The organism is Pseudomonas sp. NPDC077451, assembly GCF_044543345.1.
Classification (GTDB): Bacteria; Pseudomonadota; Gammaproteobacteria; order Pseudomonadales; family Pseudomonadaceae; genus Stutzerimonas.
The window spans coordinates 1-15,472 of sequence record NZ_JBITVX010000001.1; the positions used below are offsets into that span (position 1 = coordinate 1).

At 61.2% G+C, this 15,472-nt stretch carries 12 protein-coding genes; 2 read left to right on the forward strand and 10 right to left on the reverse strand.

The genetic code is table 11. From position 1 onward, the window contains the following. Positions 1-359: 359 nt before the first annotated feature. The 4 genes from guaD to xdhA form a co-directional block, all read right to left on the reverse strand. Positions 360-1,664, reverse strand: coding sequence for a guanine deaminase (gene guaD / locus ACIGHL_RS00005; protein WP_128118765.1), 1,305 nt, complete (start codon positions 1,662-1,664; stop codon positions 360-362). Positions 1,665-1,887: 223 nt separating this feature from the next. Next, positions 1,888-2,730 (reverse strand): xanthine dehydrogenase accessory protein XdhC, encoded by an 843-nt coding sequence (gene xdhC / locus ACIGHL_RS00010; RefSeq protein WP_128118766.1) that lies wholly within the window; start codon positions 2,728-2,730, stop codon positions 1,888-1,890. Between the two features lie 246 nt (positions 2,731-2,976). Beyond that, complete coding sequence (gene xdhB, locus ACIGHL_RS00015) at positions 2,977-5,367, reverse strand: xanthine dehydrogenase molybdopterin binding subunit (RefSeq protein WP_128118767.1); 2,391 nt, start codon at positions 5,365-5,367, stop codon at positions 2,977-2,979. Continuing rightward, positions 5,360-6,799: a xanthine dehydrogenase small subunit gene (gene xdhA / locus ACIGHL_RS00020; protein ID WP_128118768.1), complete on the reverse strand. Its 1,440-nt coding sequence runs from the start codon at positions 6,797-6,799 to the stop codon at positions 5,360-5,362. The genes xdhB and xdhA overlap by 8 nt, the downstream gene beginning before the upstream one ends. An 854-nt stretch (positions 6,800-7,653) precedes the next feature. Between xdhA and ACIGHL_RS00025 the strand changes: the two genes are divergently transcribed. Beyond that, positions 7,654-8,178: a nucleoside 2-deoxyribosyltransferase gene (locus tag ACIGHL_RS00025; RefSeq protein ID WP_128118769.1), complete on the forward strand. Its 525-nt coding sequence runs from the start codon at positions 7,654-7,656 to the stop codon at positions 8,176-8,178. Between the two features lie 182 nt (positions 8,179-8,360). Here the strand turns inward: ACIGHL_RS00025 and ACIGHL_RS00030 are convergent, their stop codons facing one another. The 6 genes from ACIGHL_RS00030 to ACIGHL_RS00055 all read right to left on the reverse strand — a co-directional run bounded on the left by ACIGHL_RS00030 (position 8,361) and on the right by ACIGHL_RS00055 (position 14,944). Continuing rightward, a complete protein-coding gene (locus tag ACIGHL_RS00030) occupies positions 8,361-9,716 on the reverse strand; it encodes an 8-oxoguanine deaminase (RefSeq protein WP_216707205.1) in 1,356 nt (451 codons plus the stop codon). Positions 9,717-9,919: 203 nt separating this feature from the next. Further along, positions 9,920-10,621: an ABC transporter ATP-binding protein gene (locus tag ACIGHL_RS00035; protein ID WP_128118770.1), complete on the reverse strand. Its 702-nt coding sequence runs from the start codon at positions 10,619-10,621 to the stop codon at positions 9,920-9,922. A gap of 2 nt (positions 10,622-10,623) precedes the next feature. Further along, positions 10,624-11,391, reverse strand: a complete 768-nt coding sequence (gene livG, locus ACIGHL_RS00040; protein WP_128118771.1) for a high-affinity branched-chain amino acid ABC transporter ATP-binding protein LivG — start codon at positions 11,389-11,391, stop codon at positions 10,624-10,626. Further along, on the reverse strand, positions 11,388-12,644 hold the full coding sequence (locus tag ACIGHL_RS00045) for a high-affinity branched-chain amino acid ABC transporter permease LivM (protein ID WP_128118772.1): 1,257 nt from the start codon (positions 12,642-12,644) through the stop codon (positions 11,388-11,390). The genes livG and ACIGHL_RS00045 overlap by 4 nt, the downstream gene beginning before the upstream one ends. Next, positions 12,641-13,564 (reverse strand): high-affinity branched-chain amino acid ABC transporter permease LivH, encoded by a 924-nt coding sequence (gene livH / locus ACIGHL_RS00050; RefSeq protein WP_128118773.1) that lies wholly within the window; start codon positions 13,562-13,564, stop codon positions 12,641-12,643. Before livH ends, ACIGHL_RS00045 begins: the two co-directional genes overlap by 4 nt. A gap of 261 nt (positions 13,565-13,825) precedes the next feature. Further along, positions 13,826-14,944 (reverse strand): branched-chain amino acid ABC transporter substrate-binding protein, encoded by a 1,119-nt coding sequence (locus tag ACIGHL_RS00055; RefSeq protein ID WP_045425062.1) that lies wholly within the window; start codon positions 14,942-14,944, stop codon positions 13,826-13,828. A gap of 200 nt (positions 14,945-15,144) precedes the next feature. On the opposite strand from ACIGHL_RS00055, the gene ACIGHL_RS00060 reads away from it, so the two are divergent. Beyond that, complete coding sequence (locus tag ACIGHL_RS00060) at positions 15,145-15,462, forward strand: DUF2288 domain-containing protein (protein WP_128118774.1); 318 nt, start codon at positions 15,145-15,147, stop codon at positions 15,460-15,462. The last annotated feature ends 10 nt before the right edge of the window (positions 15,463-15,472 follow it).

Consider the following 15,472-nt stretch of genomic DNA (forward strand, 5'->3'; position numbering starts at 1 on the left):
CAAGCTGCTGCACATCGCCTATGGGGTACTTAAATCGGGCCAGCGTTTCGACCCTCAACTGGCCCTTGCGCGCTAATGGGGAAGACGGTATCTACGAGCTGCATGCCAGGACAGGCTTACGGTGGACCGGCGGCACTCCGTTGCCATGAAGTAAGGTGAGCTTTAGCCCACCAATCGTTTGCGGCCCCGTCGCGGTGGGCTGAAGCCCACCCTACAGTGGACGAAGCCCGCGGTGCGGTACGCGGTCTTCACTTGTGGGTCTGCATAAGGTGGGCCGGGCGGCGCTCCGCTTTAGCCAACCAGATTCGCGTGTCTCAATACCCGCGGCATCGAAACCCATTTACACAGCGGTATTCGGCTTACGCTTTCCGGTGCACCGAAACCCCTGCCGCGTAGGTTTCTTTTACCGCGCGGTCATCACCCAGGATCATCAAGGCGAAAAGTTTCTCCTGCAGCGTCGTGGCCTGGCTCAGGCGGTAGTCGATCAGCGGCGTCGCCTTGTAATCGAGCACGACGAAGTCAGCGTCTTTGCCCGGCTGCAGGTTGCCGATCCTGTCGTCCAAATACAGCGCGCGCGCCCCCCCGAGGGTTGCCAGGTACAGCGCCTTGAACGCATCGAGCTTCTGGCCCTGCAGCTGCAGCACCTTATAGGCTTCGTTGAGGCTTTGCAGTTGCGAGAAGCTGGTGCCGCCACCGACATCCGTACCCAGGCCCACCCGCACGCCAAAGCCTTCCACCTTGGCCAGGTCGAACAGACCGCTGCCGAGGAACAGGTTGGACGTGGGGCAGAAGGCAACTGCCGAGCCGGTTTCACCGAGGCGTTTGCATTCGTCATCGCACAGGTGAATTCCGTGGGCGAACACCGAGCGCGCCCCGATTAGGCCGTGGTGTTCGTAGACGTCCAGATAGCCTTTGCGCTCCGGGAACAGCTCCTTGACCCATTCCACCTCCTGCTTGTTCTCGGAGATGTGGGTGTGCATGTACAGGCCCGGAAACTCGGCGAACAGCTTGCCGGCGAGGGTCAGTTGTTCTGGCGTACTGGTTGGTGCGAAGCGCGGGGTGACGGCGTAGTGCAGCCGACCCTTGCCGTGCCAGCGCTCGATCAACTCTTTGCTGTCGGCATAGCCTGATTCGGCGGTGTCGGTGAGGAAATCCGGCGCATTGCGGTCCATCAGCACCTTGCCGGCAATCATCCGCAGGTTCAGCTTCTCCGCTGCCTCGAAGAAGGCATCCACCGACTGTTTGTGCACCGTGCCGAACACCAGCGCCGTGGTGGTGCCGTTGCGCAGCAGCTCGCCGAGGAACAGGTCGGCTTGCTCGCGGGCATGTGCCATGTCGCTGAAGCGTCCTTCGTTGGGGAAGGTGTAGGTTTCCAGCCAATCCAGCAGTTGCGCGCCGTAGGAGCCGATCACGCCGACCTGGGGGTAGTGGATGTGTGTGTCGATAAAGCCGGGGGTGATCAACGCGTCCCGGTACTCGACGACTTCGGTGTCCGCCGCTAGCGTTGGCAACAGGTCGGCGGCGGCGCCGATGCGCGCGATTTTGCCGTCCTCGACCACCAGCAGGCCGTCTTCGAAATATTCGTGTGATTGCTCGATGCCAACTTCGCGCGGATCGGCGAGGCAGTGAAGCAGGGCGGCACGGTAGGCTTTGGCTTGGGGCATGGTGAGTCTCGAATCAAGGTGTAGAGGTAAGGCGTTCGTGTGGGAGGCCCGCCTCGGGGCGAAGCTTTTAGCCGACCTGCGGCCGGTTCGCCGCGGGGCGCGCCTCCCACAAGAGCGGGCCGTGCAAGCTTTTCGTTTTTGTGGGAGGCCCGCTCTTGGGTAAAAGTTTATGGCCGGCCATGGCTGGGTTCGCCTTCCACAAAGGAAAGAGAGGAGTGAAAAATCAGCCTGTCCGCGAGCGGCGCGAAGCGGGGACTAGCATGGGCACCGGCTTCTCTCCATCCGCGGCTTTTTCACCGAAGTTGGCGTTGTACGTGGCGATCACTTCGCCGGCAATGGACACGGCAATCTCGATCGGCAATTTGCCCTTCACCTCGGCGATGCCCATCGGGCAGCGCATGCGCTGTACGGTTTCCGGCTGGAAGCCGCGGTCACGCAGGCGATGTTCGAACTTGGCGCGCTTGCTCTTCGAGCCGATCAGTCCGTAGTAGGTGAAGTCATTGCGCGCCAGGATTGCGGCGGTCAGTTCCAGGTCGAGCTGGTGATTGTGGGTCATGACGATGAAGTAACTGCCGGCGGGCATGTTTTCCACCTCGTCCACCACCTCGTCGTTAAGCACTTTCTCGACACCCTGAGGAATCTGCTCAGGAAATTCGCTCTCGCGGGAATCGATCCAGCGGACCTTGCACGGCAGGCTGGCGAGTAACGGAACCAGGGCGCGCCCCACGTGACCGGCACCGAACACGGCGATATGCGCCTGAGGCTGGCCCATGGGCTCGAACAGCAGCACGGTGGCGCCGCCGCAGCATTGGCCCAAGCTCGCGCCAAGGGAGAACCGCTCCAGGCGGGTATCGCGGCTGCGGTTTTCCAGCATCTCCCGGGCGATCTCTTGCGCCTTGTATTCCAGATGGCCGCCGCCGATGGTGTCGTACAGGCGCTCACGGCTAACGACCATCTTCGAGCCGGCATTGCGCGGCGTCGAGCCACGCTCTTCGATGATGGTCACCAGCACGCAGGGTTCGCCTTGTTGCTGCAGGTCGGCGAGGGCGTCTATCCAGCTGTTCATGTCGTTCTCCGATGCCTATGGCATTCGTTTGTTCTGGGTGGAGGGCCCTAGGGTCGCCAGTCCTTGCTCCGGGAAAAGAGCCTGGCTGAACGTTTCGGCTTGGCCTCCGAAGATTTCGCATCGGGCGTAGGGTGGACTTTAGGCCACCATCGAAATCTGCCCGTTGGTGCGCCGGGGAACGTTTCGCTTCAGCCCACCATCGAGTCAGCCATTGTGGGCTGAAGCCCACCCTACGTAGGGCCTGCGTCAGGCCGGTGTTGTTTCCGCGACCGCTGGTGTGGCGGCAGCCCGCTTCAACTTGCGCATCTGTTCCACGCCCCACAGCACCCGCTCGGGCGTCGCGGGAGCATCGATTTTTGGCTGAGCCGTGTAGTCAGCCACGCTGGCCACGGCGTCCTTGATCGCACACCAGACGGAGATCCCAAGCATGAACGGAGGCTCGCCGACAGCTTTGGAATGGAACACCGTGTCCTCGGGGTTCTTGCGGTTCTCAACCAGCTTGACTCGCAGATCCAGCGGCATGTCAGCAACGGCCGGCACCTTGTAGCTCGCCGGGCCGCTGGTCATCAGCTTGCCCTTGTCGTTCCAGACCAGCTCTTCCATGGTCAGCCAGCCCATGCCCTGGACGAAGCCGCCTTCGACCTGGCCGATGTCGATGGCCGGATTCAGCGAGGCGCCGACGTCATGCAGGATGTCGCTGCGCAGCATCTTGTATTCGCCGGTCAGGGTGTCGACGATCACCTCTGAGCAGGCCGCGCCGTAGGCGAAGTAGTAGAACGGCCGGCCGCGCGCCAGGCTGCGGTCGTAGTAGATTTTGGGCGTGCGATAGAAGCCGGTGGACGACAACGACACCTGACCGAAATAGGCCTGCTGAATCAGCTCGTCGAACGACAGGTACTCGTCGCGAATGCGCACTTGGCCGTTCTTGAACTCGACGTCCTCCTCTGTGACCTTGAAGTGCCGGGCGGCAAATTCGATCAGGCGCTGCTTGATGGTCTGCGCGGCGTTCTGTGCCGCTTTGCCGTTGAGGTCGGAGCCACTGGAAGCGGCTGTTGGCGAGGTGTTCGGCACCTTGTCGGTATTGGTCGCGGTGATCTGGATTCGGTCGATATCGACCTGGAAAACCTCAGCCACCACCTGCGCCACCTTGGTGTTCAGACCCTGACCCATCTCGGTGCCACCGTGGTTCAGATGAATGCTGCCATCGGTGTAGACGTGCACCAGCGCGCCACCCTGGTTGAGGAAGCTAGCCGTAAAGCTGATGCCGAATTTCACCGGGGTCAGTGCCAGGCCCTTCTTCAGGATCGGGCTCTTGTCATTGAATGCTCGGATCTCTTCCCGACGGCGGGCGTACTCGCTGCTGGCTTCAAGCTCGGCGGTCATCTCCTCGAGCATGTTGTGCTCGACGGTTTGGTAGTAGGGCGTGACGTTGCGCTCGGTCTTGCCGTAGTAGTTGCGCTTGCGCACATCCAGCGGGTCCTTGCCGAGCTGGCGTGCCACCGCATCCATGATCTCTTCGATGGCGACCATGCCTTGCGGGCCGCCAAAGCCGCGGTAAGCGGTATTGGAGGCAAGGTTGGTCTTGCAGCGATGGCCATTGATGGTCGCGTCGCCCAGGTAATAGGCGTTGTCGGAGTGGAACATGGCGCGGTCGACGATGGAGCCGGAAAGATCCGGCGAATAACCGCAGTTGCCGGCCAGGTCGATCTCGATGCCGTGCAGCAGGCCGTCGTCATCGAAGCCGACGTCGTACTCGACGTAGAAGGGGTGACGCTTGCCGGTCATGGTCATGTCTTCCATGCGTGGCAGACGCATCTTGGTCGGCCGGCCGGTGAGGTGCGCGATCACCGCGCACATGCACGCCGGGCCGGCTGCCTGGGTTTCCTTGCCGCCAAAGCCGCCACCCATGCGACGCATGTCGATGACGATCTTGTTCATCGAAACGCCAAGCACTTCAGCGACGAGCTTCTGCACCTCGGTGGGGTTTTGCGTGGAGGTGTAGACGATCATGCCGCCGTCTTCGGTGGGCATTACCGAGGACACCTGGGTTTCCAGATAGAAATGTTCCTGGCCGCCGATATGCAGGCTGCCTTGCAGGCGGCGTGGCGCCGTCGCCAGCGCCGCACTAGAGTCGCCGCGCTTGTGGGTGTGGCTGTCGAGCACGAAGTGCTTCTTGCGCAGCGCATCGACTACGTCGATCACTGGCTCCAAGTCTTCGTATTCGATGATGGCGGCCATGGCTGCCTTGCGGGCGGTTTCCAGGCTGTCAGCCGCGACGGCGATCACCGGCTGGCCAATAAACTCGACAAGGCCGTCGGCCAATAGCGGGTCACCTGGCATGACTGCACCGATATCCAACTGACCCGGCACATCCTTGGCGGTAATGGCGATGGCGACGCCCGGGATGTTGTAGCAAGGCGCCGTGTCGATGCTCAGGATACGGGCATGTGCGCGGTCGCTCATGCGGGCGTACACATGAAGCTGGTTAGGAAACTCCAGCCGGTCGTCGACATAGACGGCTTCGCCGGTGACGTGCTTGGGCGCGCTGTCATGCTTGACGCTGCGTCCCACGCCAGTAATCAGATCCTGCTTGAACAGGGTGGCGATTTCTTCCTGGGTTTTGGTTGGCTTATGCATAGGAAGTGACCCTCGTCTCGTACGCCGGCGCTTGTTGTTCGTGGAAGCATTTGCGCAGCAGATTCTGTGCGACCAGCAGGCGGTACTCGCGGCTGGCGCGGAAGTCGGTCAGCGGTGTGAAGTCCTGACTCAAGGCTTCGCAGGCCCGTTCGATGGTATCTGCATTGAACGGCGCGCCAATCAGGGCGCGTTCACAGGCAACTGCGCGCTTTGGAATGGCAGCCATGCCGCCGAACGCGATGCGGGCGTCATCGATGAGGCCGCCTTCGAATTTCAGATCGAAGGCTGCGCAGACAGCGGAGATGTCATCGTCCAGGCGCTTGGAGACCTTATAGGCGCGGAACACCCGGTTCGGCTGGGCGCGCGGCACGATGATCTTCTCAATGAATTCGCCCTGCTCGCGGGCGGTGACCTTGTAGTCGATGAAGTAGTCCTGCAGCAGCAGGGTGCGGCTGTTGCTGCCTTTGCGCAGTACCACCTGCGCGCCCAGGGCAATCAGCAGCGGTGGCGAGTCACCAATGGGCGAGGCGTTGCCGATGTTGCCACCCAGGGTGCCCTGGTTGCGGATCTGCTGGGAGGCGAAGCGATGCAGCAGCTCGCCGAAGTCCGGGTACTCCTGCGCAAGCACTTCGTAGCAATCGGTCAGGGAGGTGGCAGCGCCGATTTCGATCGTGCTGTCAGTGACCGCGACCTTTTTCATCTCGGCGATATGCCCGACGTAGATCATCACCGGCAGTTCACGGTGAAACTGAGTAACTTCCAGCGCCAGGTCCGTGCCGCCTGCGAGCAGACGAGCCTCCGGATTGGCACCGTAGATCTCGGCCAGATCCGCCACTGTCAATGGCGACAGGCAGCGCTTGTCGCCGCTGTTCAGCTCGGCAGTTTCACGGGGTTCGATGGCTTTGAGCTGGGCGATGGTCTCGGCTTCGCGCGCATCGAACTGGTCCGGCTGTTTGCCACAGCAGGCCTGCTCGGCGGCATCTAGGATCGGGCGGTAGCCGGTGCAGCGACACAGGTTACCGGCCAGCGCTTCGTGGGTATCGGCCTTGTCATAACCATCCGCAGACTTCTGCAGAGCGAACAGGCTCATGACGAAGCCCGGCGTGCAGAACCCGCACTGCGAGCCGTGGCAGTCAACCATGGCTTGCTGAACGCTGTGCAGCTGACCCTGATGTTTCAGGTCTTCGACCGTGATCAGCTGCTTGCCGTGCAAGGCAGAAACAAACGTCAGGCAGGAGTTGAGGGTGCGGTAGCGCAGACGGTCGCCGTCCAGTTCGCCGACTACGACGGTGCAGGCACCGCAATCGCCGGAAGCGCAGCCTTCTTTGGTGCCGGGCTTGCCGCGGTGTTCGCGCAGGTATTCCAGCACGGTGGTATTCGGATCGAGTGTCTGCTCACGGCGCAGTTCTCGATTGAGAAGAAACTGGATCAAGGCGGGCCTCCGGGGGAGTTTTTGTTCTGGGCTCTGGTGGTGGAAATTATCGTTATCTGACTTTTCGGTCAAGAAATTACTGACTCAAAAGTCAATGCGTCCGATGGGCAGACCTTGGATGACCACATTCAACGCCAAATGGCGGGTTTGAATATGTCTTGAGTGTGGCTCGGGCAGACAGGTCTTGCTGCCTGGGGCGACAGGCGTGGAGTCGGCGAAGCGAGGAATGGGTTTGTTGGGGGCGGGTTGGATGACTCCGCTCCTACGCTTATGCCGCTTAGTCTGTCGGTCTCAAGGATTACCGCATCAGATGCAAAATGCTGACCAGCTGGACAGTTACGGAAGCTGTTCAGCGCCCTGGCCGCGTTCTAACCCTGCGCTTGGCACCGCCGATCCGGAACGGTGCATGCGAAGCGGCGTTTGCTACGGCCTAGTGCGTCGGACCATCAAGCCTCCAGGGAACTACGGTGAGCCCGGCCAAACCCGGAGCACCGTCATTCTGGCGTGTTGTTGGTAGTGCCATTGCGGCTGTACCGGAAGTTCTGACCACCTTGCGCGACGCCTGGCCAGCTGCAAGCAGTCAGCGGTTAACATTGCGCTTGATGCCTCGCTGTCTACGGTGATTCGGGCAGTCGATCATCGAAGCGTTGGCGCTGTTATAGTAGCCAGCCGTTTCAGGCAGTGATGACGCCGGCGCAGCTAACCGTCGTTCTGATCACTATTACTGTTGCCGTTATCAATCTGAACGAAGGCGAAACTTACACAACTGAGGGATGACCCTCTTCGTGCTGTTCGCCTCCTTCATTGTGCTTGCGCTGATCGGGCTATGACCTGCTCAGTCGGACGGAACCTCAATGACGTTGCGTATTTACCTCGCCGGCCCCGGTGTGTTCCGGTCTGACGCCCTAGAGCATGGTGAGCGGCTCAAAGCGTTGTGTAGCGAGTTCGGCTTCATCGGTTTGTATCCGCTGGATAAACAGATACCGAACGGGATCGAGGCACCGCGTGAGCAGGCAGCCTGGATCTACCGGGCTAACCTGGACTTGCTCAATCAAGCCGATGCGGTGCTTGCCGATCTGAACTTCTTTCGCGGTGGTGAGCCGGACAGCGGCACCAGTTTCGAAGTCGGTTATGCCGCGGCACAGGGCAAGCCGATCTATGGCTATCTGGAGGGGGAGGGCAGTTATGCCGAACGCTTGCAACGTCAGCATCCGCAGCTCTGCGGCCTGCCCGGCCTCGACTGCGATGGGCTGCAACTGGAAGCGTTCGACCTGCCCGTGAACCTCATGCTGGCTGTGCCCGCTACGCTGATTTGCGGTGGACCGCGTGAGGCCCTGCAGTGCATGGCCAAGGCGCTGCGCCCAGCGCCGCATGCATAGACTCGCCTGAGCAAACTGGCCGTCCGACCTGGCCCGGCAGTTTGCTTTTGACCCGCGTGCTTCGCTCAAGATTGGCTTATCGAAGCACTGAGAAGCTGGCTGCTCAGTCCTGATGCCGGCGAGCGTCGTGGCTCGCCGGTCATACGACTCGCCAGCCCCTGAGCGAAACCGCTGCCTCGGGACTAGCCCGCGATCAGTTCGCGTGCGGCCTGGCTGTGGTTGGCGATCAGTCCGGCCACGTCCAGACCGTCGATCTGGCCATCGATCACGCGCCACTTGCCGCCTACCATCACCCGATCCGCACGGTCGGCGCCGCATAGCAGCAGGGCCGAGATCGGGTCGTGGCTGCCGGAAAAACGCAGTTCGTCGAGTTTGAACAGGGCCAGATCGGCTTGCTTGCCGACCGCGAGCTCGCCCACATCGTCGCGCCCCAGTAGCCGTGCCGAGCCGCGTGTCGCCCAGCCCAGAGCCCTCTCAGGCGTGATCTCTTCTGCACCGTAGCGCAGCCGCTGGATGTATAGCGCCTGCCTGGCTTCGAGAATCATGTTCGAGGCATCGTTGGAGGCCGAACCGTCCACGCCAAGGCCGATAGGCGCGCCCGCCGCTTCAAGCGCCACGGTTGGGCAGATGCCCGAGGCCAGTCGCATGTTCGAGCACGGGCAATGGCAGATGCCAGTGCCGGCCGCGCCGAGGCGGGCGATTTCCTCCTCGTTGAAGTGAATGCCGTGCGCGAGCCACGTCCGCTCCGATAACCAGCCAACGCTGTCCAGGTAGTCCACGGTGCGCAGGCCGAAGCGCTGCAGGCAGAACTCTTCTTCGTCCAGGGTTTCGGCCAGGTGCGTGTGCAGACGCACGTCGTGGTGTTCGGCCAGCGCGGCGCTGGCGCGCATGATTTCCGGGGTAACCGAAAATGGTGAGCAGGGCGCGAGGCCGATCTGTATCTGCGCGCCGGCGCCTCGTTCGTGATAGAGGCCGATCAGCCGCTCGCTGTCCTCAAGAATCGCTTCGGCTGTCTGCACGGTATGTTGCGGCGGCAGTCCGCCGTCGGCTTCGCCCAGGCTCATGGAGCCCCGGGTGAGCATGGCGCGCATGCCCAACTCGCGGACAACGTCGATCTGTACGTCGATGGCGTTTTCGAGGCCATCCGGAAACAGGTAGTGGTGATCCGCCGCGGTGGTGCAGCCGGACAGCAGCAGCTCGGCCAGTGCCACCTTGCTGGCGAGCGCCAGGCGATCCGGTGTCAGGCGCGCCCAGACCGGATACAGGGTCTTCAGCCACGGAAACAGCGGCTGGTTGACCACGGGGCCCCAGGCGCGTGTGAGGGTTTGGTAGAAATGGTGGTGCGTGTTGATCAGCCCCGGCAGCACGACGTGCTCTCGGGCGTCGAAAGTGCTGTCGACGGCGAACGATGGCGATTGCCCGGCGGCGAGCATTTCGACAATGACGCCTTGGTCGATCACCAGCCCGCCTGGGGCTTGGTGATCGTTGGCGGTAAATACGGCGAGGGGGTTCTTGATCCAGATACGGCTGGCAGTCATGGCCGGCTTCTCCTGAGTTGAGTTCAGAATTGCCAGCTCAGTTATGCCCTGTCTGCTGATCCAGGGGCCTCGTCGGGACACCCTGGTGGGCGTCGGGAATGACGTGACGCGGAGCACGATAAAGGCTCCGTCCGCGCTTGTCATCCCTTGCGTGCGAACATGAAAAAGCCGGGCAAGTGCCCGGCTTTTTCCCCACCCTAGTATCAACCGCCCAGGTAGGCGTCGCGTACCTTGGGGTTGACCAGCAGCTCTTCACCGCTGCCCTGCATGACAATGTGACCGTTCTCCAGCACATAGGCGCGGTCGGCCAGCTTGAGCGCCTGGTTGGCGTTCTGCTCGACCAGGAAGACGGTCACGCCGTCTTCACGGAGCTGCTCGATAATGTCGAAGATCTGCTGAATGATGATCGGCGCCAGCCCCAGCGACGGTTCGTCGAGCAGCAGCAGCTTGGGCTTGCTCATCAATGCGCGCGCAATGGCGAGCATCTGCTGCTCGCCGCCGGACATGGTGCCGCCACGCTGTTGGAAGCGCTCCTTCAGTCGTGGAAACAACAACAACACCTTGTCCAGCTGCTCCTGGAAATCCGCCTTGTTGGTGAAGAACCCTCCCATGGCCAGATTTTCCTCGACCGTCAGGCGGGCAAAGATGCGCCGCCCTTCGGGCACCACGGCAATGTCTTTGCGCATGATGTCGCAGGTCTGCTTGCCGACCAGCTCCTCGCCCTCGAAGCGGATGCTGCCTTCGGACGCCATGGGGGTACCGCAGAGCGTCATCAGAAGGGTCGATTTACCGGCGCCGTTGGCACCGATCAGGGTGACGATCTCGCCCTTGCGGACTTCGACGTTGACGTTGTGCAGCGCCTGGATCTTGCCGTAAAAGGTCGAGACGTTTTCGAAATACAGCATGGTTACGCCTCTCCCAGATAGGCTTTGATCACGTCCGGATTATCACGGATCTGCTCCGGCGTGCCGTCAGCGAGCGGACAACCCTGATTGATCACGACGATGTGGTCGGAAATGCTCATGACCAGTTTCATGTCGTGCTCGATGAGCAGCACCGTGACGCCATGGGTGTCGCGCAGCATGCCGATCAGCGCCTTCAGGTCTTCGGTTTCCTTTGGGTTCAGCCCCGCAGCCGGCTCGTCGAGCATGAGGATGCGCGGGCGCGTCATCATGCAGCGGGCGATCTCCAGTCGGCGTTGCTGGCCATAGGCGAGGGTGCCGGCAGGGCGGTTGGCGATATCGGTCAGGTTGACCTGATCGAGCCAGTGGGCGGCGAAATCCATCGCCTCGTGCTCGCTCTTGCGAAACGCCTTGGTTTTCAGCAGGCCGGAGAGGAAACCGGTGTTCAAGTGCCGGTGCTGAGCGACCAGCAGGTTCTCCACTGCGGTCATGTCCTTGAACAGGCGGACGTTCTGGAATGTCCGCACTACGCCTTTGCGGGCGATCTTGTGACCGGGCAGGCCCTGGATCGCTTCGCCGTCCAGCAGGATCTTGCCGTCGGTGGGCTGGTAAAAGCCGGTCAGGCAGTTGAACACCGTGGTCTTGCCGGCCCCGTTGGGACCGATCATCGAGACCACTTGTTTGTCGTGTACGGTCAGGCCAACCCCGTTGACGGCCAAAAGGCCGCCGAAGCGCATGGTCAGGCCGCTTACTTCAAGAATCGGGCGGCTCATCGCTTCAGCTCCAGGTGTGGGCGTTGCATGGGCAGCAGGCCCTGCGGACGCCAGATCATCATCAGCACCATCAAGGCGCCGAACATCAGCATGCGGTACTCGCTGAACTCACGCATCAGCTCGGGCAGCAGGATCATCACGATGGCGGCGAGAATCACCCCCAACTGCGAGCCCATGCCGCCCAATACGACGATGGCGAGGATGATGGCCGATTCGATGAAAGTGAACGACTCCGGTGAGACCAGGCCCTGGCGCGCCGCGAAAAAGCTGCCGGCGAAACCGGCAAAGGTCGCACCCAAGGTGAAGGCGGAAAGCTTGATCACGGTGGGGTTCATGCCCAGCGCGCGGCAGGCGATCTCGTCTTCACGCAAGGCTTCCCAGGCGCGGCCGATGGGCATGCGCAGCAGGCGGTTGATCACGAACAGGGTCAGCAGCACCAGCAGCACGGCGATCAGGTAGAGGAAGATCACCTTGTTGATGGATTGATATTCCAGCCCGAAGAACTCGTGAAAGGTCTGCATGCCTTCGGCGGCGCGGCGATCGAACGACAGACCAAACAGCGTCGGCTTGTCGATACCGCTGATGCCATTGGGGCCGCCGGTGAGATCGGTCATGTTGCGCAGCAACAGGCGGATGATCTCACCAAAGCCCAGGGTCACGATGGCCAGGTAGTCACCGCGTAGGCGCAGCACCGGGAAGCCCAGCAGGAAGCCGAACAGCGCGGCCATGGCTCCAGCAATCGGCAACGCCACCCAGAATCCGATCCCGTAGTAGTGCGAGAGCAGGGCATAGGTATAAGCGCCAACGGCATAGAAACCGACGTAACCGAGATCCAGCAAGCCTGCCAGGCCGACCACGATGTTCAGGCCGAGGCCGAGCATCACGTAGATCAGAATCAGCGTGGCGATATCCACCGCGCCGCGTGAGCCGAAGAATGGCCACACCAGTGCGAGCAGAATCAGGCCGATGATGATGTAACGCTGGGTCGACGGCAGGGTCAGGAAGTTGCCCGCTCCGGCCGGTACCCTCGGCAGGTTGGGCGACGCCGCCCAGCCGGCCGCCGCGTGGTGACGGAACAGCTGCCAGAAGAACATGGCAACCGCACAGGCTGCGATGATCCAGAAGGTCTGAGCGTCGCTGCCATGAACTTCGAGTCGAATGCCGACGGTGGTGAGTTTCAGGCCGAAAACCGGTACCGCTACGGCAAATACCAGCAGTGCGCTGAAAAATGCGGTGCGCAGATTGCGAGTCATACCTTTTCAACCTCCGGACGGCCGAGAATGCCAGTCGGACGGAACAGCAACACCAGCACCAGCAGGCTGAACGCAACCACGTCCTTGTATTGGTCTCCGAAGATGTCAGCGCCGAAGGCTTCAGCTACACCCAGTACCAGACCGCCGAGCATGGCACCTGGAATGCTGCCGATACCGCCAAGTACCGCAGCGGTAAACGCCTTGATTCCGGCCAGGAAGCCGATGTGCGGGTTGATCACGCCATATTGCATGCTGATCAGAACGGCTGCGACGGCTGCCAGCGCAGCGCCGATGACGAAGGTCAGGGCGATGATGCTGTTGGTGTTGATGCCTAGCAGGTTGGCCATCTTCAAGTCTTCGGCGCAGGCGCGGCAGGCACGGCCCAGGCGCGAGCGGGAAATGAACAGGGTCAAGCCCATCATGGCGATGATGGTGACGACGAAGATCAGCACCTGCATGTAGGAAATCACCACCCCGTTCATGGCGCTTTCACCAAAGATGAAGTTGCCGGGCATCAGGTTGGGGATTGCCTTGTCCTTGGAGTCCTGGGCGAGCAGGACGACGTTCTGCAGGAAGATCGACATGCCGATCGCGGAGATCAGTGGGATCAGCCGGTTGCTTCCGCGCAGCGGTCGATAGGCGACCCGCTCGATGCTGTAGCCATAGGCGCTGGTGACGATCATGGCTGCTGCGAATGCGCCGATCATGAGGATGGGCAGCGAATCGAGCCCCATCATGGTCAGCCCGACGATGGCGATAAAGGTGACATACGAGCCGATCATGTACACCTCGCCGTGGGCGAAGTTGATCATGCCGATGATGCCGTAGACCATCGTGTAACCGATGGCTATCAAGGCATAAGTGCTGCCAACGGTCAGGCCGTTGATCAGCTGTTGGAAGTAGTGGTAAAGCTCAGGCATTACATTCTCCTGAACACCCAGCAGCCCGTGCTCGACCGCCAAGGCGGACCTGCTTCGAACACGCTGCACGGAGAATGCGGCGCCAAGGGCTATATGCGGATCACGCACGGGCCAGGTTCGAGGCGGGCCAGCTGTGCAGGCCACTCGCTTGGTTGAAGGTGTTGCTGGGGCGTCCCGTGCTTGTGGCCGGGTTGGCCCCGATCAGCTAAAACAAAGCCCACAGCGGATGCCGTGGGCTTCGGATCGGTTGTGGTTATAGGTTTACTTGGCTTCGGTCTTGGTGCCGTCCTGGTGCCATTCGTAAACCACGAAGTTGAAGTCTTTCAGGTCACCCTTCTCGTCGAACGAGAGGTTGCCGGTCGGCGTGTCGAAAGTGTTGCTACGCAGCGCTTCGGCCACTTTCGCGGTGTCGGTGCTGCCGGCTTTCTCGATGCCCTCGGCAATCACCTGAACAGCCGCATAGGCTGGGAACACGAACGGACCGCTCGGATCCTGCTTCTTCGCCTTGAACGCGTCGACCAGCTTCTGGTTGCGCGGATCCTGATCGAAAGATTGCGGGAGGGTGACCAGCAGGCCTTCGGAAGCCGGGCCGGCAATGGCGGAGATTTCCTTGTTGCCTACACCTTCTGGGCCCATGAAGCGGACATTCAGGCCCTTCTCCTTGGCTTGACGCAGCAGCAGGCCCAGCTCTGGGTGATAGCCGCCGTAGTAGACGAAGTCGACATTCTCCTGCTTGAGCTTGGAAATCATCGAGGAGAAGTCCTTGTCGCCAGCGTTGATGCCCTCGAACAGGCCAACCTTGACGCCTTTCTTCTCCAGGGTTTCCTTGACCGCGGTCGCGATCCCTTCGCCGTACTGCTGCTTGTCGTGGATGACAGCTACATTCTTCGGCTTGACGGTGTCTGCGATGTAGTTGCCGGCGGTCGGGCCCTGCAGGCTGTCCAGACCGATGGTACGGAAGATCAGCTCGTAGCCACGAGAGGTGATGTCCGGGCTGGTCGACGCTGCGGTAATCATCAGAATGCCTTCGTCTTCATAGATATCGGACGCGGGCTGGGTGGAGCTGGAGCAGAGGTGACCTACGACGAAGCTGACCTCGTCGTTAACGATCTTGTTGGCAACCGCCACGGCCTGCTTGGGGTCGCAGGCGTCGTCATAGACGATACCTTCAAGCTGCTGACCGTTGACGCCACCTTCCTTGTTGATTTGCTCGATGGCCATCTGGGCACCGATGAACTGCATGTCCCCGTACTGCGCGACAGCCCCGGTAACCGGACCGGCCAAGCCGATCTTGATGTTGTCGGCGGCCAGCGTGTAGCTCGCTGCACCCGTCAAAGCGATAGCCATGAATAGTTTCGAAAGACGCTGCTTGGTCTTCATATGCGCTCCACTTGCATCATTATTGTTTGGATCCTGCGGGCTGCAGTGTCGTTAAGGGCTCAACGTCCCCAAACGGTACGGCAACTGTACCGGCACAGTGTAGAAGCGTCAGCACCTGTTTGCACAGTCAGGAATTCCATCCGGTTGATGAGATTTACCCGAGCGCTATCATTGCGCCCTTTTCAGACCGGGTGAACCTCATGAGCGAAGAATCAAGCACTCTCTATGCCAAGCTGCTCGGCGAAACAGCCTCGATTACCTGGCAGGAGCTGCAACCGTTTTTTGCTCGTGGCGCGCTGCTACGGGTGGCCAGTGACTTTGATCTGATCGCGGCGGCACAGGCGGTCGCTGAGGATGATCGGGAAAAAGTGACCGCATGGCTAGCAGAAGGCCATCTCGGCAAGCTTGAGGCAGAACAGGCCCAGGACTGGCTTGAACGCGATCCGTCACTCTGGGCAGTGGTCGTTGCGCCCTGGGTGCTGGTGCAGGAAAGGGCAGCCAAGCCCAGCCTGCACTGATTCAAGTCAG